We start from the raw sequence: 26,161 nt of genomic DNA, 5'->3' as shown, positions 1-26,161 counted from the left end.
GCGTGTTTTTGGCAAAGAAATATACCAAAAAGCATGAAGTTTCATATTATGAGTGTGACATCAATCAAACGATGACATTTCCTTCGATGTTAGGAGTAGTTATCAAAACATCTGAAGATCAAAGCGACCAGTTGGGAAGAGGCAGTGAATTCGTCAATAGCTTTGGACTGACTTGGGTCATCACGAATTATTCTATGGAGATTAAACGTTTACCTAGAGTCGGTGAAGTAATTTCAGTAACGACTCAAGCCATGGAGTACAATAAGTTTTTCTGTTATCGGAACTTCTGGATCCATGATGAAGATGGGGAAGAATTAGTCAAAATAGAATCTGTTTTTGTATTGATGGATTTTGTGAATCGAAAAATGAGCAGTGTTAATGAAGAGATCATTGCTCCTTTTGAGAGTGAGAAAATCAAGAAAATCAAGCGTCAGGAAAAAATTGAAAAGATTGATTCGGGCTTCATGCTGCCATATCGTGTTCGTTTTTATGATATCGATAGTAATCAGCATGTTAATAATGCGATGTATTTTAATTGGATCATTGATGTATTGGGATATGACTTTTTGACTACGCATGTTCCAGAAAAAGTAATTATTCGATTTGATAAAGAAGTAGAGTACGGGAATGAGATCGAAAGCCATTTTGAACAAGTCCCAATTGAAAATGGTGTCAAAACAAAACATGAAATCCGAATGCAAGAACAGCTGTATTGTGAAGCCAATATTCTATGGAAAAATAAATAAAAAAGAGGTTGTGACAGAAATGGTCAGCTTCAAGAAATAAGAAGAAGTTTACGAAAATTGTTTCTCAAATTTTTGTAAAATTTCGGCTTAGTTTTCGAAGAAGCTACTTTTGTCACAGCCTCTCTTTTTTAAGTTTAGCTATCAGATATTGATGTTTAGTTTTGGATAAACGAAATCAATTCTTCACCCGTCAAACCATAGTTTACGGCAATCAATAGTTTTAAACGTGCTTTTTGACTATTGATACTGTTGCAGAAAATAATCCCCATTTCTTCTAGTTCTTTTCCTCCGCCTTCATAATCATAAACAGGCTCTGCGATTCCATTGAAACAACGAGAAACAAGTACTACAGGGATTTTTTGGACAAGGAGCTTTTCTAAAGCTGCTAGGGCTTGAGGAGGGAGATTTCCGGCACCTAAAGCTTCAATGACTAGACCGTCTACTTTCGTATGGGCGATTGCTTCCAATAAGTCTCCTTGCATCCCAGCATATGCTTTAACAATTGGGATAGTCCCATTTACAGCGGAAATATCCAGCCGCTTTGTTTCTAAAAGTTCTTGTAAGAATAAGATTCGATTCTTAGTTACTAAACCGATTGGTCCCAATGTAGGCGTTCGGAAAGTAGCAACATTTGTGGTGTGGGTCTTTGTCACGTAGCGTGCAGAATGGATCTCATCGTTCATGACAACTAATACACCCTTATCTACCGCTTCTTCACAGCTTGCGACGCGAATAGCACTTTCAAAATTATAGAGGCCGTCACTTCCAAGTTCGTTACTTGAACGCATTGCCCCAGTCAAAACAATTGGTAATTTGTCACCAATCGTTGTATCAAGAAAAAAGGCAGTTTCTTCTAATGTATCCGTACCATGTGTAATCACCACTCCGAATATACCTGATTCATAAGCGGACAAGATACGTTCTTTTAATACCAACATGTGAGAAGGCATGATGTGTGGTGAGGGAAGATTGAAGATATCTTCAACTAAGAGTTCCACATGCTCAGGTATCGTGATTTCTGCATCTAATAACGGATTTGCCACATCAGGACTAACACCGCCAGTGAGCATGTTTTCTTTCATGGCGATCGTTCCGCCGGTGTGCAGTACAAGTATTTTTTTCATTTTACAGACTTCCTTACGAATAATTTTGCATAGCCGTTAAATCTTATTGTATACTATATAAAAGAGTTTTGCTATCAGTGAAGAATAACAATAGCCAGACTTATTATAAAAAAGCTGCCCTTACTTAAACGAAGAAGACTCGACCTTGACCTCTTAATGCACGGAGTATTTGGTTGAGTTTCTTTTACAAAAAAGCAGTCAAGGGAAAACAATTACGAAGGTGGTCGAAAATGATCAGAATCGGATTAACATCGTTTAAAGAACATGACAAATTAACTGGCAAAAAGAATAACACTCTGTATGAATATGCCGGATTTCTACCCTTAGTGGAATTAGATACTGCTTATTATGGGATTCCTCGAAAGTCCTCTGTTGAGAATTGGATAAACGAAGTACCTGAATCTTTTCGCTTTGTAGTCAAAGTCTATCAAGGAATCAGCGGTCAAGGAGATTGGAAGCCTTATTATCAGACCGAAGAAGAGATGATTACGCATTTTTTAGATGTCATGTCGCCAATGGTAGAAGCTGGAAAGCTTTTTTGCTTTTTAATTCAATTCCCCTCTTCATTCAAATGTACAAAAGAAAATGTCCAATACTTGCGCAAACTTAGAAAGTGGTTTGAGAGTTATCCTGTTGCCGTAGAATTGCGGGATTATTCTTGGTACAGCGATGAATTTCTTGAACGTACGAGAAACTTTATGTCTCGAGCCGCTTTTTCTTTAGCCATCATCGATGAGCCGCAGCTGCTGAATACAACGATCCCTTTTGATCCATTTGTAACCAATCCGAACTTTGCTCTCTTTCGATTCCATGGCAGGAATGCTCAGGGATGGCAAGCAAATGATAAAGATTGGCGCAAAAAAAGAACATTGTATCGTTATTCAGAAAAAGAACTGCAAGAACTAGCACGTGAAGTCAAAGCAGTTGATTCTAAGACAAAAGAGATAGGTGTGATTTTTAATAACAATTCTGGTGGGGATGCGGCTGAAAATGCATTAGCACTGCAAAAAATATTAAATATCAAGCCGGATGGACTTAATCCAACTCAAATGGATCTGTTTTAAAGGCTTATTTTATTCATGAAAGGGGCGAAGTCTATGATCAAAGCTATTTTTTTTGATATTGACGGAACATTGGTCACCAATCGTTCAAAAGCATTGGAATCAACAAAACAAGCAATTAATTATGCTCGGAAAAACGGCATTTTATGCGGTGTAGCAACGGGTCGCAGCCCAATAAAGATCAAAGAAATCATTGATGAATTGGAATTAGATATGTATGTCGTGTATAATGGCCAACTGGTTTTTACTGCAGATCGAACGATTATCGACCACCCTTTTGAACAAAAAGTATTGGAACATATTGTTGAATTTGCAGATGAGAACCATCGACAAATCGTTTTTGGTGCGAGAAATCGGCTAGATGGATCAACGACGATGCTATTAGGACAATCGATTTTTATCAAGCGGCTAGTCAGCTTTTTACCGCGTAAATTCCCGGTACGTCTGATGAAAAAAATCCTCCAGCTTTTTAGCCCTCACCGGCAAAAGGACCGTTATGAAACATTAGAGATATTAAAAGAACCAATTTACCAATGTATACTGCTTAGTCCGGAGTCAGAACAGAAAAAGTTAGAACATCTATTTCCTGAGTGTACCTTCCAACGTTCAAATACGTATACTGTAGATATCATCCCAAAAGGTGGTTCAAAATTGCTAGGCATCCAAGCTTTCGCAAATGCTGTCGGAATCGAGATGGAAGAAATCATGGCATTCGGCGACCATTACAATGATATCGAGATGCTGAAAGGTGTAGGAATTGGAGTGGCCATGGGAAATGCTCAGAACGAAGTAAAACATGCCGCAGATTTTGTGACCCAATCAAATGAAGAAGATGGCATATACGAAGGATTAAAACACTTTGGTCTGATTTATTAGTCAATGAAAGAAGGAAAACATTAGTATGGAATCAGAGACACCTTTTCAAAAAGTAGAAGCATTTCACAAAATTTTTGATCCAAGAAGACCAGAAATCCCCACAGCTTTTACTGCGATGGAGGCTCATACACGTGCTGCATTCAAAATGGAAGAACTTGTTGAATTTGTTGCAGCTACCTCACCAAGTAAAGAACAACTACATGAAGCTGTTACTCTGCTACACGAAGCATTAGATAAAGCAGAAGAAAAAATACTTGATAAGACAGAGTGGGGAAGTGACCCACTGATTGAACAAGTAGATGCACTGACAGATATCCTTTACTTTACTTATGGTTCTTTTTCATTATTGGGAATAGCGCCTGATCGAATATTTGATATCGTCCATCAGGCAAATATGGGAAAATTGTTTCCAGATGGAAAACCTCATTATGATCCTGTAACAAATAAAGTATTGAAACCTGAGAACTGGCAGATAGAGTACGCGCCAGAGCCTAAAATCGCGGCAGAAATCCAACGACAGATTCAAGAAGCTCTTGCTGGGAAAAGCTCTGCTGATAGGAGTGCATGCACAAACGAAAGAGAGTGATCAGTACTTCACTATTTTTGTTATCTTTATACGATGAAAAACAAAAGATTTTCGTTTAAGTTAGTGAATGCATGAAAATAGTATGCTATAATCTAGAATAGATGTCTTTTGCACGAGAGACGTATTATTTGGATTTATGCCAAGCAGAACGCCATCTGTTGCATAAAAAGATGCATACTGAAAACGGAGGAACCATAAATGGGAAATAATGTTATCATCGGAATCGTCATTGCAATCATTATAGTCGCCATTGTCGTCTTTTTGGTTAGTTACTTGATGAAGAAAAAAAACCAAGATCGATTGGATGCCTTAGAAAAACGCAAGGAAGAATTATTTGACTTGCCAGTGATTGAAGAAGTCGATGATGTAAAAAAAATGCATCTGGTTGGGCAAAGCCAAAATACCTTTCGTGAATGGAGTCAAAAGTGGAATGACATATCTACTTCCTCATTCGCTGAATTAGAAAGTCAAATTTTTGAAGTGGAAAACCTCAATGAAAGTTTTCGGTTCTTAAAAGGAAAAAAAGCAGTTGTTGAAGCAGAAGCAACAATGGACCAAATGGAGAAACAAGTAACGGAAATCCGTGAAGGTCTGAAGGAATTGCGAGAAACAGAAGAACGCAACTCATTAGCTGTCCAGCAGGCGCTTGATGTCTATGAAGAACTGAAAGAAAAAGTCAGAGAAGACGAGCATGAATATGGACCAGCTCTTTTTGAATTGCAAAAACAGATCAAGATGATCGAAAAAGAATTTACGCAATTCGTGACTTTAAATACTTCCGGCGATCCTGTAGAGGCCCGCGAGGTTTTAGATAAAGCAGAAAAACATACGTATGAAGTGGAAGCTCTGATGAAAAAAATTCCACCACTGTATGAAGATCTCCATACGACTTTCCCTGAACAACTTGAAGAAATCAGTGATACTTATGAGAAATTAATGGAAGAACAATATGTATTCCCTGAAGAAGATCTTGCTGAAGATATCGCAAAAGTAAGTCGAAGAATTGAAAATTCATTAGCCAATCTTGAAAAAACAGAAGTTGAAACGGTCGAATTCGAAAACCGAGAAACAGCTGATTTGATTGATTCGCTATATGACATCTTAGAACGGGAAATGGAAGCTCAGAGATATGTAAAAACTAACCAATCAACGATTGCAGAGTATATCAAACATACAACGAAGAATAACCGTCAATTATTGATTGAGTTGGATCACACCGCTCAAAGCTATACATTGAATCACAATGAAATTGGTCGTGTACGAGGTTTCCAAACTGAAGTGGAAGAAATGGAACGTCAAAATGAACAGATGATTCCACAGATTCGCCAACACGAAATCCCTTATTCAGAAGTGCGTACGTTCTATAAAACAGTCTTCAAGGTCTTAGAAGATATCGAAACGCAACAAGTAGAGATCGACGACTCATTACATGAATTGAGAAAAGGCGAAAAAGAAGCGCAAGAAAAGATCGATACATTCGAATTTAAATTGCGTAGCTTGAAACGTTTTGTAGAGAAACAACGTTTGCCTGGCTTGCCGAATGATTACCTAGAATTCTTTTTTGTTGCTACTGATCGTATTGAAGAACTAAGTGTTGTCTTGAATAAAATTCGAGTAAACATGGAGGAAGTCAATCGTTTAGTTGCTCTATGCGAAGAAGATCTAGAATTATTAGATAAGAAGACACATGATCTAGTAGATGCAGCAGCACTAACGGAGCAAATGCTCCAATATGCAAACCGTTATCGTCATACACACGAAGAAGTGCGAGAAGCAATTGATAAAAGTTACTATTTATTCAATAAAGAATATCATTATCAAGAAGCATTAGACGAAATTGGTACAGCATTAGAGCGAGTAGAACCAGGTGCTTTCAAACGTATCGAAGATTTTTATTTTAATCATCCAGACTTAGTATAAAGCAAAAAAGCAGCAATCATGCAAGAACAAGACAACCATCCGTCTTGTTCTTGTCTTTTTTTATGTCTATCCGAAGGACGAAACAAGTGAAAATTCCACCTGCTCTTGAAAGCACCTTGGACAACCGTTATAATAGAAAAGAATTTCAAAAAAGAGGGGTTTCTTATGATATATTTTGATAACAGTGCAACGACCCCAATCTTTCCGCAAAGCTTAGATGCATACGTAAAAACCAGTCAGCGGATTATTGGGAATCCATCAAGTCTTCATGATTTGGGCAATCAAGCTAATCGGTTGTTGCAGCAAGCAAGAAAGCAGATCGCTGATTTGATCCATGCAGAACCAGAAGAAATCTTTTTTACTTCAGGAGGAACAGAAGGAGATAATTGGGTATTAAAAGGAACGATGATTGAAAAAAGAGAGTATGGGAATCATATGATCATTTCAGGAATCGAACATCCGGCAGTCAGTGAGACGGCCGAACAATTAAAAGAATTAGGAATCGAAGTAAGTATCGCCCCAGTAGATAAACGCGGTTTTGTACGTGTTGACGAATTGAAAAAATTAATAAGAAAAGAGACAGTTTTGGTCTCTGTTATGGCTGTGAATAATGAAGTAGGATCGATTCAGCCCATCCAAGAAATCAGTGATCTTTTGGATGATTTCCCTAAAATTCATTTCCATGTAGATGCTGTTCAGGCAATCGGAAAAGTACCATTCTCGCAATGGTTGACAGGGAGAGTGGATTTTGCAACATTTTCAGCCCATAAATTCCATGGCCCACGGGGAACTGGTTTCATTTATTGGAAAAAGGGTCGTCGTTTAGCGCCATTACTGACAGGTGGAGGACAGGAAAGAAATCAGCGAAGTGGGACAGAAAATGTTCCAGGTATTGTGGCTATGGCTAAAGCTTTACGTTTATCATTAGAGATAAAGGAACAAAAATCTGAGCAGACACAACGCTTAAAAGAAGCTTTGATCCATGCGCTGAAGTCGTATGATAAAGTGACGATCTTTTCAGAAGGAACCGACTATGCGCCGCATATTTTATGTTTTGCTCTAAAAGGAATTCGTGGTGAAGTTCTCGTCCATGCATTAGAGGAAAAACAAATATTTGTTTCTACTACTAGTGCCTGCTCCTCACGTAAACATATGGCAAGCAGTACATTGCATGCGATGCATGTACCAAATGATTTGGCTACATCTGCTATTCGAATCAGCCTAGATGAAAATAATTCATTAGCAGAAGTGGAGCAATTTATGATTATTTTCAAGCAGCTTTATAAGAAATTTTCTGCAATCAATTAAAAGAGGAGTGTTCTTGTGAAATACAGTGAAATTATGGTCCGTTATGGAGAGCTTTCGACAAAAGGAAAGAATCGAAAAAGCTTTATCATGCAACTAGCACAAAATGTCAGACAAGCTTTGAAAGAATTTCCAGAAATCAAAATCCATGCTGATCGCGACCGGATGCATCTTTTGTTGAATGGTGCAGACAGTCAGCTAGTTATTCCAAAACTAGCAAAAATATTTGGGATCCAAAATTTTTCTCCGAGTATTCGGGTAGAAAAAGATGTCGAAGTTTTGAAACAAGCTGTTCAAGACATCATGAAAGAAATTTATACAGGGAAAGAAACATTTAAAATTATCGCTAAAAGAAGCGATCACCAATTTGAATTGACAAGTAATGAATTGAATCAAACATTAGGCAATGCTGTTTTTGATATTTTCCCTCATATCCAAGTTCAAATGCGTCAGCCCGATATTCCATTACGTGTAGAGATTCGTCGTGACGGCGCTTATCTGTCGTATGAAACGATCAAAGGAGCTGGCGGGTTGCCTGTAGGAACAAGCGGAAAAGGAATGCTCATGCTTTCTGGCGGGATTGATTCTCCTGTTGCAGGATATTTTGCAATGAAGCGGGGAGTGGAAATCGAAGCTGTTCATTTTGCTAGTCCGCCGTATACAAGTGAACAAGCACTGCAAAAAGCAAAAGACTTAACAGCGAAACTAGCACCTTATGTAGGAACAATCCATTTTATTGAAGTGCCATTTACCGAGATTCAAGAAGAAATCAAAAAATCAGTGCCACAAGGATATTGGATGACGATCACTCGTCGAATGATGTTGCGGTTGACCGATGAAATTCGCCGTATTCGTCATGGTCTAGTTATTTTGAATGGCGAATCATTAGGTCAAGTGGCTTCACAAACCTTGCAAAGTATGGTGGCTATCAATGAAGTAACGAATACGCCAATCATTCGGCCTGTAGCGACAATGGATAAACTTGAAATCATTGAAGTAGCAGAACAGATCGATACATTTAATCTTTCTATCCAGCCTTTTGAAGACTGCTGTACGATTTTTGCTCCTCCACAGCCAAAAACACGCCCTCAACTGGAAAAGGTCCATCAATATGAAGAGCGTTTAGCAATAGATGAAATGATCCAACGAGCACTAGCTGGCTTGAAGATGGAAGAGATACAAGCAGAATCTTCTAATGAAAAAACTGAAGAATTTTCAGAATTGCTATAGGTTGTGAAATCAGTGTTTTTACCTGAGTATTAGAGAAACAAAACGGAAAAATAGCTCCATATATTTTACCGTTTTTGAACTAATGTCGAAGATTAGCTGATAAATGATAAAAAAGAGAATTTTCCATGAAATAGCGACCCAAATAGTTAATTTTTGGGTCGTTTTATTTGTCTCATACCCTTTTCCTTCCTACCTGTAACCTTGCTCCCGGGTTAGAAACATGTTACACTAAATATGTGAAATTATTAACAAGGAGCGTCGTTATGCGAGAAAAAACAGATACACTGCCAAAAGCAACTGCGAAAAGGTTACCTTTATATTTACGCTATTTAAAGATGCTGGATGACTCAGGCATAAGTAGAATCAAATCAAATGAGTTCAGCGAAATCACCCAAATTCCTTCTGCAACGATCCGCAGAGACTTCTCGCAATTAGGCGAGCTAGGCAGAAGCGGATATGGCTATGATGTCCCTTTCCTTATCGATGTATTCAATAATATCCTTAATACTAAAGAAGAAAAACGAATCGCATTAGTCGGATACGGAAATCTTGGCAAAGCATTGAAACACAACAATTTTAGAAGAAATGAAAATCTAAATATCGTGTGCGTCTTTGATAATGATCCAGCACTGATCAATCAAGTAATTGATGGAGAGATGATCTATCCGATTGATCGTTTCGCGGAGATAGCCAAAGCAAAAAATGTGACAGTAGCAATCTCTACGGTACCAAGTAAATATTCACAATCTGCTATTGATGAAATTGTCAAAGGGAATGTAACCGCTATCCTTAACTTTGCACCTGACCGAGTAACTGTCCCAGCTTATGTCAATGTTCAATACATTGATTTGACAACCGAGTTACAGACGCTTATTTACTTTGATGAGAATTACTCAGAAGTTTTTTCTTAGGAAAATTTGAGTAGGCTTATTGATCTTGCGAGGATCCATTGTAATTCTTTCAAAAATTTTTTAATACTAAATGAAGTGGTTTTTTCACGACCACTTGTTGACTAAAAAAAAAAACCATTGTAGAATGAAGCATAACGCTGAACAAGAGGAGTAACTGGCACATTCATTCTTAGAGAGAGAACTATCTGCTGAAAGGTTCTCAATGACAACCAGTGAAGGTAGCTTGGGAGTTTCTGTCTTGAATGGAGTAGAGATAGACGAGTCGTGATCGTTAACTCACTGGAGAGGCAATAATGATTGATTATTGCAATTTAGGTGGTACCGCGTAAATCATACGTCCTAAAATACGAAAGTATTTTAGGACGTTTTTTAGTTTAAAGGAGGAAAACAGCATGACGGAAGAAAATAACCTATCAACAAAATATAACTCGCAAGAAGTTGAAGCTGGACGTTATCAGCATTGGTTAGAACAAGATTTGTTTAAACCGAGCGGAGATAAAAAAGCAAAACCTTATTCAATCGTGATCCCACCCCCAAATGTTACCGGAAAGCTTCATTTAGGGCATGCTTGGGATACGACCTTGCAAGATATGCTGATTCGTCAAAAGAGAATGCAAGGATATGATACTTTATGGTTGCCTGGTATGGACCATGCAGGAATCGCGACACAAGCAAAGGTAGAAGCAAAGCTTAGAGAGCAAGGAATTTCTCGCTATGATCTAGGTCGTGAAAAGTTCATCGATCAAGTGTGGGAATGGAAAGAAGAGTATGCAAACCATATCCGTGAACAGTGGGCTAAAATGGGCTTATCTTTAGATTACAGCAGAGAACGTTTTACATTAGATGACGGATTATCTGAAGCAGTACGTAAAGTTTTTGTTACCTTATATGAAAAAGGGTTGATCTATCGCGGTGAATACATCATCAATTGGGACCCTCAAGCACGAACAGCTCTATCTGATATCGAAGTTATTCATAAAGACATCGAAGGCGCCTTTTACCATATGAGCTATGAACTGGCAGATGGATCAGGCGTAGTAGAAATTGCGACGACTCGGCCAGAAACGATGTTGGGAGATACGGCGATTGCTGTTCACCCAGAAGACGAGCGTTATCAAGCGCTGATCGGCAAAAAAGTGATTCTACCTTTAGTCAATAAAGAAATCCCAATCATTGCAGATGAATATGTAGATATGGAGTTTGGGACAGGTGTAGTAAAAATCACTCCAGCACATGATCCAAACGACTTTGAGGTAGGTAATCGTCATGATCTCCCACGAGTGAATGTGATGGATGATGATGGCACGATGAATGAACTAGCAGGAAAATATGCTGGAATGGATCGTTTCGCTGCTCGTAAAGCAATCGTGCAAGATCTAAAAGAAATCGGCCGATTGATCAAAATCGATACGATGGTCCATAGTGTGGGACATTCCGAGCGGACAGGTGTCGTTGTCGAACCTCGATTGTCTACTCAATGGTTTGTAAAAATGGCGCCGTTAGCAAAAAAAGCCATTGATAACCAAGAAACAGATCAAGCAGTGGAATTCTTCCCTCCAAGATTCAATCAAACATTTTTACGTTGGATGGAAAATGTCCATGACTGGGTAATTTCACGACAATTATGGTGGGGACATCAAATCCCTGCATGGTATCACAAAGAAACAGGTGAAATGTATGTAGGGATGGAAGCACCAGCTGATAGTGAAAACTGGGTCCAAGATCCGGATGTTTTAGACACTTGGTTTAGTTCAGCATTGTGGCCTTTTTCAACGATGGGCTGGCCAGACACGGAAAGCGAAGATTATAAGCGGTACTTCCCTACTAGCACCTTAGTAACTGGTTATGACATCATTTTCTTCTGGGTAAGCCGAATGATCTTCCAAAGTTTGGAATTTACTGGCGAACGACCATTTGAGAATGTCTTGATCCATGGATTGATTCGTGACGAACAAGGGCGGAAGATGAGTAAATCATTAGGTAATGGGATCGATCCGATGGAAGTAATCGAAAAGTATGGAGCAGATGCTCTTCGTTGGTTCTTATCGAATGGTTCTGCACCAGGGCAAGATGTTCGCTTCAGCTATGAAAAAATGGATGCTTCATGGAACTTTATCAATAAAATCTGGAATGCTTCACGTTTCGTTATCATGAATATCGAAGGTATGACCGTAGAAGAGATCGATTTATCTGGAGAAAAATCAGTGGCTGACCGTTGGATTCTTACTCGTTTGAACGAAACAGTCGCACGTGTAACTGAATTATTTGATCGTTTTGAATTTGGTGAAGCCGGTAGACAACTGTATAACTTTATCTGGGATGATTTTTGTGACTGGTATATCGAAATGAGCAAAGAAGTACTTTATGGAGATGATGCTGTTTCAAAACAAACAACACGTAGTATCCTAGTCCATACCTTGGATCAGATTTTGCGTTTGTTGCATCCAATCATGCCATTCGTCACAGAAGAAATATGGGAACATATTCCTCATCAAGGAAATTCTCTAGTAGTAGCAGAATATCCTGTGGTACGTCCAGAGTTTGACGATGAAACTGCTTCTAAAGGAATGGAAGTATTGAAGGAATTGATTCGAGCCGTTCGAAATATTCGTTCAGAAGTGAATACACCATTGTCTAAACCAATCACGTTATTAATCAAAACAAACGATGCTAAAATCGATCAATTTTTAGTTGAAAATACAAGCTACATCGAACGCTTCTGCAACCCAGAAGAGTTGACGATATCAAGTGAGATCACTGCACCAGATCTAGCGATGTCAGCTGTTCTGACAGGTGCAGAAATCTTCTTGCCGTTAGCAGGATTAATCAATATCGAAGAGGAAATCAAACGATTAGAAAAAGAACTGGAAAAATGGACAAGCGAAGTGAAACGTGTCCAAGGAAAACTTTCTAATGAACGGTTTGTTTCTAATGCGCCGGAAGAAGTAGTAGAGGCAGAACGTGCAAAAGAAAAAGATTATTTAGAGAAGCAAACGGCTGTCAAAGAACGAATCGAAAGTTTGCGTACTATTCAATAAAAGCGGGGAACACCACTTATTCCGAATAAGGGGATGTGACATGATTATTGTCGCATCCTCTTTTTTAGTCTACTCTGATTACTTAGAAAAAAGAGCGATTTATCATGTATCCGGAGCAGATTTTTCTCTCTATCGTCCTTTTATTTTTCTTATGTCTTCTATTTGTTATAATAAAAGAGAAATGGGGGAATTGTTGATGACGATTGAAGAAGCAATAGAATGGATCCATAGTCGATTACCATTTGGTTCACGTCCTGGTCTTGACCGAGTCGAAGCTTTATTAGAAGTGGTAGGTCATCCGGAGAGGAAAGTAAAAACGATCCATATCGCTGGAACAAACGGAAAAGGGTCTACTGTAGCCTATTTGAGAAGCCTATTAGAAGAAGCTGGTCTGATAGTTGGAACGTTTACTTCACCTTATATCGAAACGTTCAATGAACGGATTGCAATCAATGGCAAAAGTATCCCAGACAATGACTTGATCCAGCTTGTAAAAAAATATCAGCCGCTGATCAAACAACTTGATCAATTTGAAGCAGTAGCTGGTATCACTGAATTTGAGACATTAACAGCCATGGCATTTGATTATTTTTTGATGAAGAAAGTAGACGTAGCGATTATTGAAGTGGGCTTAGGTGGCTTATTGGATTCTACCAATGTAGCTGTACCGATGCTAACTGGAATAACAACGATTGGGCTTGATCATACCGAGATACTTGGAGAGACGATTGAAGAAATCGCTGCGCAAAAAGCAGGAATCATCAAACAAGGCGTTCCAGTTGTCACAGGAAACATCGGCCCAGAAGCTTTTAATGTCATCAAACAAACAGCTAAAGAAAAAAATGCGATGCTTTATGTATACGGGGAAAATTATAAAATAAACTATCTGCATCCTGATGAGACTTGGGGAGAAGTATTTGAATTCTTTAATGAAGCAGGGAAAATCCCTCAACTAACCACGCCGCTTTTAGGGCAACATCAAGCTGAAAATGCAGGAGTAGCCATCGAATTGTATTTTGTTTACTGTCAATTGGAAAAGCTGCCTTTCCGAGAAAAAGATGTTTTGAAGGGGTTGAAGAAATCTCGATGGCCAGGAAGAATGGAGCGTTTGAGTAACGAGCCATTAGTTGTTTTAGATGGTGCCCATAATACGCATGCAATGAACCGGCTTGTTGAGAATTTGAAAAAAGAATTCAAAGGATATCAAATCAACATTTTGTTTTCCGCCTTACGAACTAAAAATGTTAGAGAAATGCTAGAACGACTGCAACAAGTACCAAATGTCCATATTTATTTGACGACCTTTGAACATCCAAAAGCCATCGAATTAAGTGAAGTATCAGATTTAGCAAGTGAGAGAGTATCAATCGTTTCATTGTGGCAATTCGGATTAGCAGATATATTGGAAAAGATGACAAATGAAGATGTATTAGTTGTGACCGGTTCGCTTTATTTCATTTCAGAAGTTCGTCATTTATTAATACAATTAGGAGGAGACCATGAAGTATAATGCAGTGATTTTTGATATGGATGGTTTATTGTTTGACACAGAGTTAGTATATTACGAGGCTTCACAAGTAGTAGCAGATAGGATGGGTTTTCCATATGATAAAGACCTGTATTTAAAATTCTTAGGTGTTTCCGATGAAGAAGTGTGGGCGAATTATCATATGATTTTTGCGGAATTCGGTAAAACAAGCGTACAAAGATTCATAGACGATTCATACCAGGAAACGCTTGAGCGCTTTTCAAAAGGAGCCGTACAAATGAAGCCCGGTGTGTTGGAACTCCTCTCTTTTTTAGAAGAACATCAGATTCCCAAAGTTGTCGCTTCCAGTAACCAACGAGCTGTCATTGAACTTTTATTGAAGAAGAACAATCTGTTTGAACGATTTGAGACGATTGTTTCCGCAGAGAATGTCCAACGAGCAAAACCAGATCCGGAAATTTTTTTATTAGCCAATCAGAAATTAGGTACAGCTAAGAAAGAAACATTGATTTTAGAAGATTCACAAAATGGTATTTTAGCAGCTTCTGCGGCTGAGATCCCTGTAGTCATGGTTCCAGATTTGCTTCCGCCTTCCCAAGAATTGATCAAAAAAACGGCTGGGGTCGTTTCTTCTTTGCATGAAATCCCTGCATTGATAAAATAAAAATCCATCTCTTTTCGTATCTTATTTTAGAAAAGATAGAAAGGAGATGTTTTTTTGGAAAAACGATTGATCAAAGAAGTACCAACTAGCTCTTTACCAAGGGAACGTATGGAAATTTATGGAGCTGAAGCTTTATCGGATCAGGAGCTTTTAGCAATTTTACTGCGTACTGGTCAGCACCCTCATAGTGTGATGTCGATTGCCGGCAATCTGTTAAAAACGTTTGGAGGATTGGCTTCTTTACGACAGGCTACTTTGCATGAGTTAGAAGAGATTCGAGGGATAGAACGTGTGAAAGCAATCGAAATCAAAGCCTTGATCGAGTTAGGCCGCCGCATTCAGACGGACCAAGAAAGAGCATCTCCCGCCATTCGTACTAGCTATGAACTGGCACAACAATTGATTCTGGAAATGAAAGATCACAAACAGGAACATTTGATTTGTATTTATTTGGACACGAAGAATCAAGTGATCTTAAAAAAGACAGTGTTCATCGGTTCGCTGAATCAGTCAGTCGCTCATCCTAGAGAAATATTCCATTATGCCGTACGTTACTGCGCGGCAAGAATCGTTTTAGCACATAATCATCCTTCTGGTAATGTTATTCCATCACAACAGGATATGAATTTTACTAAAAGGATACAAAAGTGCGGAGAAATGATGGGTATCACTGTACTGGATCATTTGATCATCGGACGTAAACGATATTTTAGTTTGAGAGAAGAAGGATTAATGGAAGAGAAGTAAGTTGCTTTCTTGCAAAAAAAATGAAGCAAGTGTACAATTATATTGTAATTTTGTTTGGGAATAGAAGTTGAAACATCTGTTGCACCTCTATCGTACACGAGCAATGTTACAATTTAAATAAGTGCTTTTGGCACGAGGAGGATATTATTATGGAAAACGGAACAGTAAAATGGTTCAACGCTGAAAAAGGATTTGGATTTATCTCACGTGAAGATGGAAGCGACGTATTCGTACACTTCTCTGCTATCCAAGGTGACGGATTCAAAACATTAGAAGAAGGTCAAGCAGTGACTTTTGACGTTGAAGAATCAGACCGTGGCCCACAAGCTGCAAACGTTGTAAAAGCTTAATTTTATCTGTAAATCAAATTGATGGTAGGCATCAATTTTTACGAGAGAACAAAGCGAGTAACAAAAATACCTGCCACAAGAGGAAATTTCTCTTGTGGCAGGTATTTTTTGTATGAAAAAGTAAATAAATTTTAAGAGGTTGTGAAAAAGCTGCCCTGTATCAAGCAATAAGAACAGCCAAATAAAAACAACTTGTCCTGTTTTCCGTTCGGTTTCTCTTATACTCAGGTCAGGGCACTAATTTCACACCCTCTTACTTATTCTTCATCTGGTGTCATGACCATCGGTAAAATCATTGGATGTCTTTCTGTACGTTCGAATAAGAATGGCTGAAGTGCGCCAGTCATCGCTTCTTTCAATTTATATTCTGAACAGTCAGGTCCATTTAAACATTCTCTTAAAGCATGGAATAAGATTCGCTGAGCTTCATTGATCATTTCTCCTGATTCTCGCATGTAGACAAATCCACGAGAGAGAATATCTGGACCAGCCAAGATTTCTTTTTTCTTGATATCTACTGTTGCAACAGCTAATACAAGACCTTCTTCTGAAAGCAAGTGACGGTCACGTAAAACGACATTACCGATATCGCCGATCCCGCTACCATCGATATACACATCTCCAGCCACAAAATGCCCAGCAGGACGTGCAGAATCGCTAGTTAACGCTAAAACATCGCCATTTTCCATGATGAAGCAGTTTTCTGCAGGAACACCTACATCTTGTGCTAGAGAAGCATGGACTTTCAGCATGCGGAATTCTCCATGGACAGGGATAAAATATTTTGGTTTCATCAAGCGAAGCATCAATTTTTGTTCTTCTTGTCCACCGTGACCGGAAGTATGGATGTTATTGATTTTTCCATGGATTACTTCTGCGCCAGCTTCAGACAGCAAGTTGATCAAATGATTGACACTTGTTGTATTACCAGGGATAGGTGAACTTGAAAAGATCACTGTATCGTCTGGCTGGATTTGGATTTGACGGTGGGTACCATTTGCAATACGGCTCAAAGCGGCCATCGCTTCCCCTTGAGAACCTGTACATAGGATCATCGTTTCGTTAGCAGGCAAGCGATTGATTTCATGTGCATCTACAAATGTGCCGTCTGGAACTTTGATATATCCTAAACGTTGGCCATTGACAATGGCATTTTCCATGCTACGTCCGAAAACAGCGATTTTACGACCAGTCGCCACAGCGGCATCTGCTGCTTGCTGCAAACGGAAGATATTAGAAGCAAAGCTGGCAAAAATAATACGACCTTCGATTTTTGAAAAGATCTTCAAGATAGAATGACCAATCGTTTTTTCTGATTTAGTAAATGTTGGAATCTCAGCATTTGTACTATCAGATAAAAGGCACAAGACACCTTCTTCCCCGATACGAGCCATTTTATGCAAGTTTGCTGGTTCGCCGACGGGAGTGAAATCAAACTTGAAGTCTCCAGTCGCTACGATATTACCAGAAGGTGTTTTTACCACGATCCCTAATGCGTCTGGGATACTATGAGTCGTTCTGAAAAAGCTGACAGAAGTTTTTCTAAAACGAATAATCGTATCTTCATTGATTTCATGAAGCTCTGCCTCTCGAAGCAAGCCATGCTCATCTAATTTGTTCGTGATCAACGCTAATGCGAGAGGACCAGCATAGATAGGAATATTTGCTTGTTTTAGCAAGTAGGGTATTCCGCCGATGTGGTCTTCATGTCCGTGAGTAATCACTAGGGCTTTTACTTTGTGCAAGTTTTGTATGATGTAGCTGTAGTCGGGAATGACATAGTCAATTCCAAGTAGATCGTCTTCCGGGAACTTGATCCCGGCATCAATCAAAATGATTTCATCTTGGAATTGTACCCCATACGTATTTTTCCCGATTTCACCTAATCCACCAATAGCAAAGACGCCTGTCTCATTATTTTTGATGGAAAGTTTCATATTAAAACTCCACTAATGAGAAATCAGCATTTTCTTTTTCGTATTCTAGATGACTTCCTTCTAGAAGTTGAACGAATTCAATATTGTATGGGGTATTTTCTTCCACACGTTGGCGAGCGTCTACATCGCTTTTTGCCTCAATGTAAAGAGATTTTGTTTCTTCCCGTTTAGGGTTACGTACTTTTGTTTCTTGATAATAAACTTTATAGATCATTGTTTTGTCTCCTTTATCTGCGTAAAGCAGTGATTTAGCTAGTTGATTTTTTTAGACAACACAAAACGAGGGGACAAGCCACCTAGTTTTTCATATGCTTTGACTAGAATACTGGATTCGAGTCAAAGAGACAAGCCTCGTTTTTGCTCATCTGTTCGGATATTTTTTCAACCGTACCTTCTGTATAAAAAATATACAACAATTAATTGTTATTCTAGCATAAAACAGCAAATAAGTATAGAAATCAACTAGATTGAAAGAAAAAATCAACGTTTATCATTTTACTATAATCATAATGACTTTTTTATGAGAGAAGTGTTCTATTAATAGGTTCGTTGTGCTATCATTTTTAGTAATGAAAATGTAACAAAAGATTAAAAGGAGATGAGAAAGTGAAACTAATGTGGCATTATACCATGCGTTATAAGAAATTCTTGTTTTTCAATTTTATATGCGTATTCGGTTTTATTTTGATTGAATTAGGACTTCCTACGATTTTAGCACGTATGATTGATGTAGGAATCCGCAATGATGATTTTGATTATGTGAAACAGCAAGGGATATTTATGATCGTTATTACCGTAATCGGTATTATTTTGAATATCTTGTTAGGTTATTTTGGTTCGAGGATCACGACCAATATCGTAGCAGATATTCGAGATGACTTGTTCGAAAAGATCCAAAGCTATTCGCATCAGGAGTACGAAAATTTAGGCGTATCTTCCTTGATCACTCGTACAACAAATGATGCTTATCAGATCATGTTGTTCCTGCAAAATATTTTACGTATCGGTTTCATGGCGCCGATGATGTTCGTTGTCAGTTTGTACATGGTCATGCGTACAAGTGTGACACTCAGCTTGTATGTAGTAGGCGCATTGCCTTTGCTATTATTGGCGGTCGTAGCGATTGCTAAGGTGTCTGAGCCGTTATCTAAAAAACAACAAAAAAACTTAGATAAAATCAATAGTATCTTGCGGGAAAACCTTTCAGGATTGCGTGTGATTCGTGCCTTCGTCAATGAAAAGTTTGAAGAAAAACGCTTTGCTGTAGTCAATGAGAATTATGCTGCTAGTTCGAAAAGCTTGTTCCGTTTGATGGCTGTTGCACAACCAGGTTTTTATTTCTTATTTAATATCGTGATGGTATTGATCATTTGGAGCGGGGCAGTGCAAATCGATGCTGGCGAACTTCGGGTAGGAGATTTGATTGCATTTATCGAGTATATATTCCATGCCTTATTCTCATTCATGTTATTTGCCAGTGTGTTCATGATGTATCCAAGAGCAGCCGTTTCAGCTGGACGTATCCAAGAGGCACTAGATGCCAAACCTTCTATTGTAGAAGATCCAAATGGTATATCAGATACGAAGACTAAAGGGTATATCGAATTTCAAAATGTAACATTTGCTTATCCAGGCCATTCGCAAGAGCCAGTGATTCGAAATGTCAGTTTTACAGCCTCTCCAGGAGAAACCGTTGCTTTTATTGGAAGTACCGGTAGCGGAAAATCTACGTTGATTCAATTGATTCCTCGCTTTTATGATGTGAGTGAAGGAAAGATCTTGGTCGACGGAGTAGACGTGAGAGATTATCGGTTAAGCAAGTTGCGAGACAAGATTGGATTTATTCCGCAAAAAGCGCTGCTATTTACTGGAACGATTGCCGATAATTTGCGATACGGGAAAGAAGATGCCACACAAGAAGAAATGGAACGTGCAGCTGAGATTGCTCAAGCTTCAGAATTCATTTCTCGAAAACCAGATGGATTTGACGAACATTTATCAGAAGGTGGTTCCAATTTTTCAGGCGGACAAAAACAACGATTGGCAATAGCCAGAGCCATCATACGCCGTCCGGAAATCTATATTTTTGATGACAGCTTTTCTGCATTAGATTATCAAACGGATGCGAAGTTACGTGCTCGTCTGAAAAAAGAAACAACAGAGTCTACTGTATTGATCGTAGCACAACGTGTGGGAACGATCATGCATGCAGATAAGATCATCGTATTAAATGAAGGAGAAGTCGTCGGTATGGGGACACATCGGGAGTTATTGGAAAAATGCCCGATTTATTATGATATTGCCGCTTCTCAATTATCAAAGGAGGAACTAGCATGAAAAAAACCTTTTCTTCCTTAAAACGTTTAGCTCGATATATCAGACCGTATCGTGGGACTTTTCTTCTAGTGATCCTATTTACAGTTCTGACAGTGGCTTTCAACGTGGCTTTGCCATATGTTACAGGACTTCCTACTACAGAAATCAGTCGTAATATTGCCAATGGCGAATCAATCAATTTTTCTTATATATTCAAATGTCTTATTTGGATCACAGTGGTCGGAATAGGGTATTGTATTTCGCAATTGCTTTCTGGGGTTTTGATGACAAATGTCGTTCAAAGTGCCATGCATGATTTGCGAAGAGACATAGAAGAAAAAATCAATCGTCTTCCGGTTTCTTATTTCGATAAAAACCAGCAAGGAAATATTTTGTCTCGTGTGACGAATGATGTAGATGCAGTCAGCGGTGCTTTACAACAAGCTTTTATTGGTATCGTAAATGCGATATTGGGAATTACGTTGGCTGCAGCAATGATGTTTTATATCCAGCCGATGATGGCGCTGATCTCTATGATCATGATTCCAACATCGTTCTGGATCTCCAAACGAGTGATCAATGCTTCGCAGAAATATTTTCAAAGCATGCAGAATTCGCTTGGTGAGCTAAACGGCTACGTTCAAGAAAATATGACAGGTTTCAGTGTATTGAAAGTATACGGACGCGAAAAAGAAACATTGGAAGGATTCAAAAAAGTAAATCATAGCTTGAAATACTTTGGGTTCCGCGCAGCGTTCATTTCTGGGTTGATGATGCCATTAGTCCAACTAACTGCCTATGCTACTTATATTGGTATGGCTGTTCTAGGAAGTTTCTATGTTATTACTGGAGCAATCGTTGTTGGTCAACTTCAGGCGTTCATCCAATATATTTGGCAAATCAGCCAGCCGATGGGGAACGTGACACAATTGTCTTCTGTTTTGCAAAGTGCATCAGCGGCAACAAAACGTGTATTCGAGATTTTAGATGAGCCAGAAGAAAAAGAAAACAAAGTAGATGTTTCACTGCCAGAAACGATTTTAGGAGATGTGACATTCGATCATGTCGATTTTGCGTATGATCCGAAGAAACCATTGATTCAAGATTTGAACTTTGAAGTGAAAGCAGGTCAAACCGTGGCTGTCGTCGGTCCAACCGGTGCCGGCAAGACGACCTTGATCAATCTATTGATGCGTTTTTATGACGTAGACAAAGGAGCTATCAGGATCGACGGGATTGATACCAAATCAATGAGCCGTAGTGATGTCCGTTCCCTGTTTGGTATGGTCTTACAAGATGCATGGCTCTATCAAGGAACGATTGCCGATAATATCCGTTTTGGAAAGCTTGATGCGACAGATTATGAAGTAGTAGATGCTGCAAAAACAGCAAACGTAGACCATTTTATCCGGACAATGCCAGATGGATATGAGATGGCCATCAATGCTGAGGGAGACAATGTGTCTTTAGGACAAAAACAGTTGCTGACGATTGCCCGAGCAGTGGTTTCAGATCCTAAAATTTTGATTTTGGATGAAGCGACAAGTTCAGTAGACACTCGTTTAGAAGCGTTGATTCAAAAAGCGATGGATCGCGTGATGGAGGGGCGGACAAGTTTTGTCATTGCTCACCGTTTATCGACGATACGCGATGCAGATCTGATTCTAGTGATGGACCAAGGTCAGATCATTGAAAAAGGAACACATGAGAGTTTATTGGCACAAGGCGGATTTTATGAAAAACTGTATAACAGCCAATTTGCTGAGGAAGCAGGATAAATCATAGAAGGATAAAACAGTTTGAAACTTATTTTTTGTTCTCCTTTCTTGATAATGGTAAAGTAAGGTTATCAAAAAAAGTGAGGGCACGGAGATGGAACAGTTTTTAAATGAAAAAATCACTGAAGCCAAAAGAGAAATTGATCGTTTAACGCACGTCTGTCAGACAAAACCATTTGATTCAGCTGATTTTTTTGAAAATGAGTTTCAAATCGAACGCTTGGCAGCACAAATCGAAGTGTACGAATTAGTTTTGAAGAAAGTAATAGAAGAAAATATAGAGGTACAATAAACAGGTAAAACGTCAGTTTACCAGATAGCGCAAATAGGCATCTGGACTGAGCAGGTTTTACCTGTTTTTTTCTTATAAAATAAATATATGCTATGATACATTTATTCAATAGGATTAGTTTCTACAAAAAAACGAAAGGAGAAAATAGAGATGGAACGGTTTATAGCATCAAATGCTACAGTGATTGGTGACGTGACATTGTCAGAAGATGTGACGATCTGGTATCAAGCAGTTTTACGCGGGGACAGTAATTGGATAAAAGTAGGACAAAGAACGAATATCCAAGATGGTACAATCGTCCATGTCGATCATGATGCACCTGTAGATATTGCGGAGAATGTGACGGTAGGACATCAGTGTATGCTACACGGCTGTACAATCGAAAAAGGGGCGCTGATCGGGATGGGAACCACGATATTGAATCATGCGGTTATTGGTGAGAATAGTTTGATTGGTGCTGGATCATTAGTAACAGAAGGAAAAGTTATTCCTCCTAATGTCTTGGCTTTTGGTCGTCCAGCTAAAGTGATCCGCCCTTTGACAAAAGAAGAAATACAAAAAAACAAAGAAAACATCCAGCATTATGTCGAAATAGGTCGGATGCATGCGCAAGGAAAATTCAAGGAGAAAAGATAGGCAGTAGCATCCATAAAAATAAAAAAAGGATGGTCAGTTTGAGCTGGCCATCCTTTTTTATTTGGTTTAGATAAGAAGTCTTAAAAAACTTCCTTTGAAACAGATTAATTTAATGAAGAACTGTTTTCCATGACTTCATCGATCAATCCATATGCTTTTGCTTGTTCAGCTGTCATATAGTTGTCACGGTCTGTATCTTTTTCAATCACTTCAAGCGGTTGGCCAGTGCGTTCAGCTAAAATTTTGTTTAAGCGTTCGCGTGTTTGTAAAATATGACGTGCCGCAATTTCGATTTCAGTTGCTTGACCTTGAGCGCCGCCAAGAGGTTGATGGATCATGATCTCAGCATTTGGTAAAGCAAATCGTTTCCCTTTTGTACCAGCTGTCAGCAAGAAGCTTCCCATTGAAGCAGCCATACCCATAACGATTGTTTGGACATCTGCTTTGACAAAGTTCATTGTGTCGTAGATAGCCATACCTGCTGTAACTGAACCACCAGGAGAATTGATATAAAGATAGATATCTTTTTCAGAATCTTGAGCATCTAAGAAAAGCAATTGGGCGATGATCGAATTAGCAAGATCATCAGTTACTTGACCGCTTAACATGATGATACGGTCTTTCAATAAACGTGAGTAGATATCGTAAGCTCTTTCGCCTCGTGATGATTGTTCAATGACTGTAGGAATTAAATTCATAATAGAGTTCCTCCTTGGTTTCGTTTAGAAATAGTGTACCATAATTTAGTTTCTAATACCTAAAAAGTAGTATACATTTTTGGTCAAAAAAGGTCAAATAAAAAACTTAGGCAAATTAGTCGCATAAACCTGCTTTATGGTATGATAAGCAGAGAAGCAAAACAAGGAGGAACAACAGATTGATAGTTGGTATTACCGGTCTTATCGGCGTGTTGACGGGTGCTGTAGTTGTCTATATCGGCATGATACTGCAAATGCGTCACTTGGAAAATAAAGAACAGCGTAGACGTGAATTGGAATTGAAAGTCAAAGAAATCGAGACGCTGAACCAATTAAATAAAAAGATCAACGAGATCTTGCAAAAACGGACGACGCTGATGGAAGAATATGTCAGCTTTGATGCATTCGATGATTGTTATATCACGATTGACGATTTTGCGTATCTCCAATCATTTTCAGCGCAGAATAGTTTTTATCTGCCAAATTATATTTTAGATGAGCTGTTTAAGAACATCTCCCATCGAAAAGTGATTTTATCTCCAGATGAAACAATGAAGATTGGTGGATATGCTTATAAAGGCGGACGCGTGATTTTAGAGAATTTTACGGATAGTTTGACTGAAATGATCAATGAAAAAAAAGCACAGTTGAAGACTATGACGCGCCAGCCGATTGGTTTCTTCTCGAAAGATGATGTTTGGAGCTGATATTTTGAAGTATTGCCGTTGCACATGAGAGCGTGGCAATGCTTTCTTTTTTTCTTAATGATACAATAGAACTGAACGGAGTGAAGAAAGATGTTACAAATCTATGCTCATCGCGGAAGCAGCGGTACCCACCCAGAAAATACCCTTCCTGCATTTGCAGAAGCTGTACGAGTAGGTGCAGATGGTATCGAACTAGATGTTCATCTAAGCAAAGATGGTTATTTGATCGTTATGCATGACGAAGAAGTGGATCGGACGACTAACGGTAAAGGGCTGATTCGAGAAAAAACATTGGAAGAACTCAAAAAATTGAATGCAGGAGGCAAATTCAGCAAAGAATTTCCAGCAGCTAAAGTCCCTGAATTGAAAGAAGTTTTAGGACTGCTTCTCCAAAAAAATTACCGAGGGATGCTAATGATCGAAATTAAAACTGATCAGTATGAATATCCCGGTATCGAAGAAAAATTAGCCGAAACATTAAAAAGCAGAGATTGGCCTTTTCAACATGCATATTGCAGCTTTCATTTGGCTTCTTTGGAAAAAATCGCGTTATTGGAACCAGAGATACAGTTGGACTTATTGATGAGTACTTCTGATAAAAAGATCCAACTAGCAGCAGAAACCCCTTATATAGAAGGAGTACATCCAAAAAATACTTGGTTGTTCGAACATCCAGGCCAAGCAGCTGATTTTCCAAAAGCAATTCGTGCATGGACGATCAACGATGAAGAAGAAATGGCCAAATGTCAAAAACTCAAAATAGATGGAATAATAACTGATTTTCCGGAGAAAGCTCTTCGGTGGAAACAAACAACGAAAAGTAGGTAAAATATGGAAAAAGTATTAGTGATCGTCGGTCCGACAGCAGTCGGTAAAACAGCGCTAAGTGTGGAACTCGCACAACTATTTGGTGGAGAGATCATCAGCGGTGATTCATTGCAAATCTATAAAAATCTGGATATCGGTACAGCAAAAATCAAAGAAGAAGAGATGAATGATGTTCCGCATCATTTGATTGATGTGATCGAACCTACTCAACGTTACTCAGCCGCTGATTTTCAGCATTCAGGTCGACAATTGATTACTGAGATTGCGAATCGAGAGCATCTACCTATCATAGCTGGTGGCACGGGTCTGTATATCCAATCCCTTCTATACGATTACCAGTTAGGGGCGACAGAAGAAGCGAATCCTGAGATTAGAAAAAAGTATGAAACGTTAGCCGAGACAATTGGTTCCCAAGCGTTATGGAATCAGTTGAAAGAAAAAGACCCGGCAGCTGCTGAGAAAATCCACTGGAACAATCAACGCAAAGTGATAAGAGCTCTGGAAGTTTTGGAGACGACAGGGCATAGTATCACGGCACCTAAAGAAGAGCCAAAGCGATTATATGATTACCTCATGATTGGGTTAGATACGAAGCGTGATATCCTGTATGATCGAATCAATCACAGAGTCGATTTGATGCTAGCAGAAGGCTTGGTAGCAGAAGCACGTAAGGTATATGAGCTTGGAGAAGTCCAAGCCAGTCAAGGAATTGGATATAAAGAATTTTTCCCTTATTTTGAAGGGAAAGAAACATTGGAAGAAGCAACAGAACAAGTCAAACTACATTCGAGAAGATACGCGAAACGTCAGTTAACGTGGTTTCGTAACCGTTTGGATGCACAGTGGTTTGATCTTATAAGTGAGCCAAATCAAAAAAGTCAGATTGAGCAAACAATCAAAAAATGGCTGGAGGCGGAATAAA

Annotated in this window: 24 protein-coding genes and 1 other annotated feature; of the genes, 20 read left to right on the top strand and 4 right to left on the bottom strand. The window is 38.9% G+C overall.

Features of this window, described 5'->3' with window-relative positions:
• Positions 1-8: 8 nt before the first annotated feature.
• Complete coding sequence (locus RWU19_RS06520; protein WP_002315462.1) at positions 9-746, top strand: acyl-ACP thioesterase domain-containing protein; 738 nt, start codon at positions 9-11, stop codon at positions 744-746.
• A 155-nt stretch (positions 747-901) separates the two neighbouring features.
• Here RWU19_RS06520 and RWU19_RS06515 read toward each other — a convergent pair whose 3' ends face one another.
• Entirely contained in the window at positions 902-1,870 is a 969-nt protein-coding gene (locus RWU19_RS06515; RefSeq protein ID WP_002314249.1) for an asparaginase, read from the bottom strand.
• A 230-nt stretch (positions 1,871-2,100) separates the two neighbouring features.
• Here RWU19_RS06515 and RWU19_RS06510 point away from each other — a divergent pair, with 230 nt between their 5' ends.
• From RWU19_RS06510 to RWU19_RS06455, 12 genes are all read left to right on the top strand, one after another.
• Positions 2,101-2,934, top strand: coding sequence for a DUF72 domain-containing protein (locus RWU19_RS06510; protein ID WP_002328978.1), 834 nt, complete (start codon positions 2,101-2,103; stop codon positions 2,932-2,934).
• A gap of 33 nt (positions 2,935-2,967) precedes the next feature.
• Positions 2,968-3,807, top strand: a complete 840-nt coding sequence (locus RWU19_RS06505; RefSeq protein ID WP_002335498.1) for a Cof-type HAD-IIB family hydrolase — start codon at positions 2,968-2,970, stop codon at positions 3,805-3,807.
• Between the two features lie 25 nt (positions 3,808-3,832).
• A complete protein-coding gene (locus tag RWU19_RS06500; protein ID WP_123838072.1) occupies positions 3,833-4,393 on the top strand; it encodes an HAD family hydrolase in 561 nt (186 codons plus the stop codon).
• A gap of 198 nt (positions 4,394-4,591) precedes the next feature.
• The gene (locus tag RWU19_RS06495) at positions 4,592-6,313 is read left to right on the top strand and encodes a septation ring formation regulator EzrA (RefSeq protein WP_002310211.1); all 1,722 of its coding nucleotides are present in this window, start codon (positions 4,592-4,594) and stop codon (positions 6,311-6,313) included.
• A 165-nt stretch (positions 6,314-6,478) separates the two neighbouring features.
• The gene (locus tag RWU19_RS06490) at positions 6,479-7,621 is read left to right on the top strand and encodes a cysteine desulfurase family protein (RefSeq protein ID WP_123838073.1); all 1,143 of its coding nucleotides are present in this window, start codon (positions 6,479-6,481) and stop codon (positions 7,619-7,621) included.
• 15 nt (positions 7,622-7,636) lie between these two features.
• Positions 7,637-8,848 carry a tRNA uracil 4-sulfurtransferase ThiI gene (thiI, locus tag RWU19_RS06485; RefSeq protein ID WP_002310213.1) on the top strand — a complete coding sequence of 404 codons (1,212 nt, stop codon included), beginning with the start codon at positions 7,637-7,639 and terminating at the stop codon, positions 8,846-8,848.
• A 263-nt stretch (positions 8,849-9,111) separates the two neighbouring features.
• A complete protein-coding gene (locus RWU19_RS06480) occupies positions 9,112-9,759 on the top strand; it encodes a redox-sensing transcriptional repressor Rex (RefSeq protein ID WP_024635635.1) in 648 nt (215 codons plus the stop codon).
• Between the two features lie 128 nt (positions 9,760-9,887).
• Positions 9,888-10,104 (top strand) — a binding site (T-box leader).
• 47 nt (positions 10,105-10,151) lie between these two features.
• On the top strand, positions 10,152-12,797 hold the full coding sequence (locus RWU19_RS06475; RefSeq protein WP_123838074.1) for a valine--tRNA ligase: 2,646 nt from the start codon (positions 10,152-10,154) through the stop codon (positions 12,795-12,797).
• Between the two features lie 196 nt (positions 12,798-12,993).
• A complete protein-coding gene (locus RWU19_RS06470) occupies positions 12,994-14,307 on the top strand; it encodes a bifunctional folylpolyglutamate synthase/dihydrofolate synthase (protein ID WP_024636474.1) in 1,314 nt (437 codons plus the stop codon).
• Positions 14,297-14,950 carry an HAD family hydrolase gene (locus RWU19_RS06465; RefSeq protein WP_002328985.1) on the top strand — a complete coding sequence of 218 codons (654 nt, stop codon included), beginning with the start codon at positions 14,297-14,299 and terminating at the stop codon, positions 14,948-14,950. The genes RWU19_RS06470 and RWU19_RS06465 overlap by 11 nt, the downstream gene beginning before the upstream one ends.
• A gap of 54 nt (positions 14,951-15,004) precedes the next feature.
• Positions 15,005-15,697: a RadC family protein gene (radC, locus tag RWU19_RS06460; protein ID WP_123838075.1), complete on the top strand. Its 693-nt coding sequence runs from the start codon at positions 15,005-15,007 to the stop codon at positions 15,695-15,697.
• A 149-nt stretch (positions 15,698-15,846) separates the two neighbouring features.
• Complete coding sequence (locus RWU19_RS06455; protein ID WP_002294067.1) at positions 15,847-16,047, top strand: cold-shock protein; 201 nt, start codon at positions 15,847-15,849, stop codon at positions 16,045-16,047.
• A gap of 257 nt (positions 16,048-16,304) precedes the next feature.
• Here the strand turns inward: RWU19_RS06455 and rnjA are convergent, their stop codons facing one another.
• Complete coding sequence (rnjA, locus tag RWU19_RS06450; RefSeq protein ID WP_002310218.1) at positions 16,305-17,984, bottom strand: ribonuclease J1; 1,680 nt, start codon at positions 17,982-17,984, stop codon at positions 16,305-16,307.
• A gap of 1 nt (position 17,985) precedes the next feature.
• On the bottom strand, positions 17,986-18,198 hold the full coding sequence (locus tag RWU19_RS06445) for a DNA-directed RNA polymerase subunit epsilon (RefSeq protein WP_002287947.1): 213 nt from the start codon (positions 18,196-18,198) through the stop codon (positions 17,986-17,988).
• Between the two features lie 392 nt (positions 18,199-18,590).
• On the opposite strand from RWU19_RS06445, the gene efrA reads away from it, so the two are divergent.
• The 4 genes from efrA (at position 18,591) to RWU19_RS06425 (ending at position 23,006) form a co-directional block, all read left to right on the top strand.
• Complete coding sequence (efrA, locus tag RWU19_RS06440) at positions 18,591-20,321, top strand: multidrug efflux ABC transporter subunit EfrA (RefSeq protein WP_002314241.1); 1,731 nt, start codon at positions 18,591-18,593, stop codon at positions 20,319-20,321.
• Complete coding sequence (efrB, locus tag RWU19_RS06435) at positions 20,318-22,078, top strand: multidrug efflux ABC transporter subunit EfrB (protein ID WP_002328987.1); 1,761 nt, start codon at positions 20,318-20,320, stop codon at positions 22,076-22,078. Before efrA ends, efrB begins: the two co-directional genes overlap by 4 nt.
• A gap of 94 nt (positions 22,079-22,172) precedes the next feature.
• Complete coding sequence (locus tag RWU19_RS06430) at positions 22,173-22,370, top strand: hypothetical protein (RefSeq protein ID WP_002372808.1); 198 nt, start codon at positions 22,173-22,175, stop codon at positions 22,368-22,370.
• Positions 22,371-22,520: 150 nt separating this feature from the next.
• On the top strand, positions 22,521-23,006 hold the full coding sequence (locus tag RWU19_RS06425) for a gamma carbonic anhydrase family protein (RefSeq protein ID WP_123838076.1): 486 nt from the start codon (positions 22,521-22,523) through the stop codon (positions 23,004-23,006).
• A 104-nt stretch (positions 23,007-23,110) separates the two neighbouring features.
• Here the strand turns inward: RWU19_RS06425 and clpP are convergent, their stop codons facing one another.
• Complete coding sequence (clpP, locus tag RWU19_RS06420) at positions 23,111-23,704, bottom strand: ATP-dependent Clp endopeptidase proteolytic subunit ClpP (RefSeq protein ID WP_002289402.1); 594 nt, start codon at positions 23,702-23,704, stop codon at positions 23,111-23,113.
• 179 nt (positions 23,705-23,883) lie between these two features.
• Between clpP and RWU19_RS06415 the strand changes: the two genes are divergently transcribed.
• From RWU19_RS06415 to miaA, 3 genes are all read left to right on the top strand, one after another.
• Entirely contained in the window at positions 23,884-24,411 is a 528-nt protein-coding gene (locus tag RWU19_RS06415; RefSeq protein WP_002289403.1) for a hypothetical protein, read from the top strand.
• 90 nt (positions 24,412-24,501) lie between these two features.
• Positions 24,502-25,239, top strand: coding sequence for a glycerophosphodiester phosphodiesterase (locus RWU19_RS06410; protein ID WP_123838077.1), 738 nt, complete (start codon positions 24,502-24,504; stop codon positions 25,237-25,239).
• 3 nt (positions 25,240-25,242) lie between these two features.
• Entirely contained in the window at positions 25,243-26,160 is a 918-nt protein-coding gene (gene miaA, locus RWU19_RS06405; RefSeq protein WP_123838078.1) for a tRNA (adenosine(37)-N6)-dimethylallyltransferase MiaA, read from the top strand.
• The last annotated feature ends 1 nt before the right edge of the window (position 26,161 follow it).

This window comes from Enterococcus sp. 2STP (assembly GCF_032465635.1).
Lineage (GTDB): Bacteria > Bacillota > Bacilli > Lactobacillales > Enterococcaceae > Enterococcus_B > Enterococcus_B lactis.
Note: the sequence above shows the minus strand (reverse complement) of the source record. Positions and strands in the feature narration are given on the sequence as shown.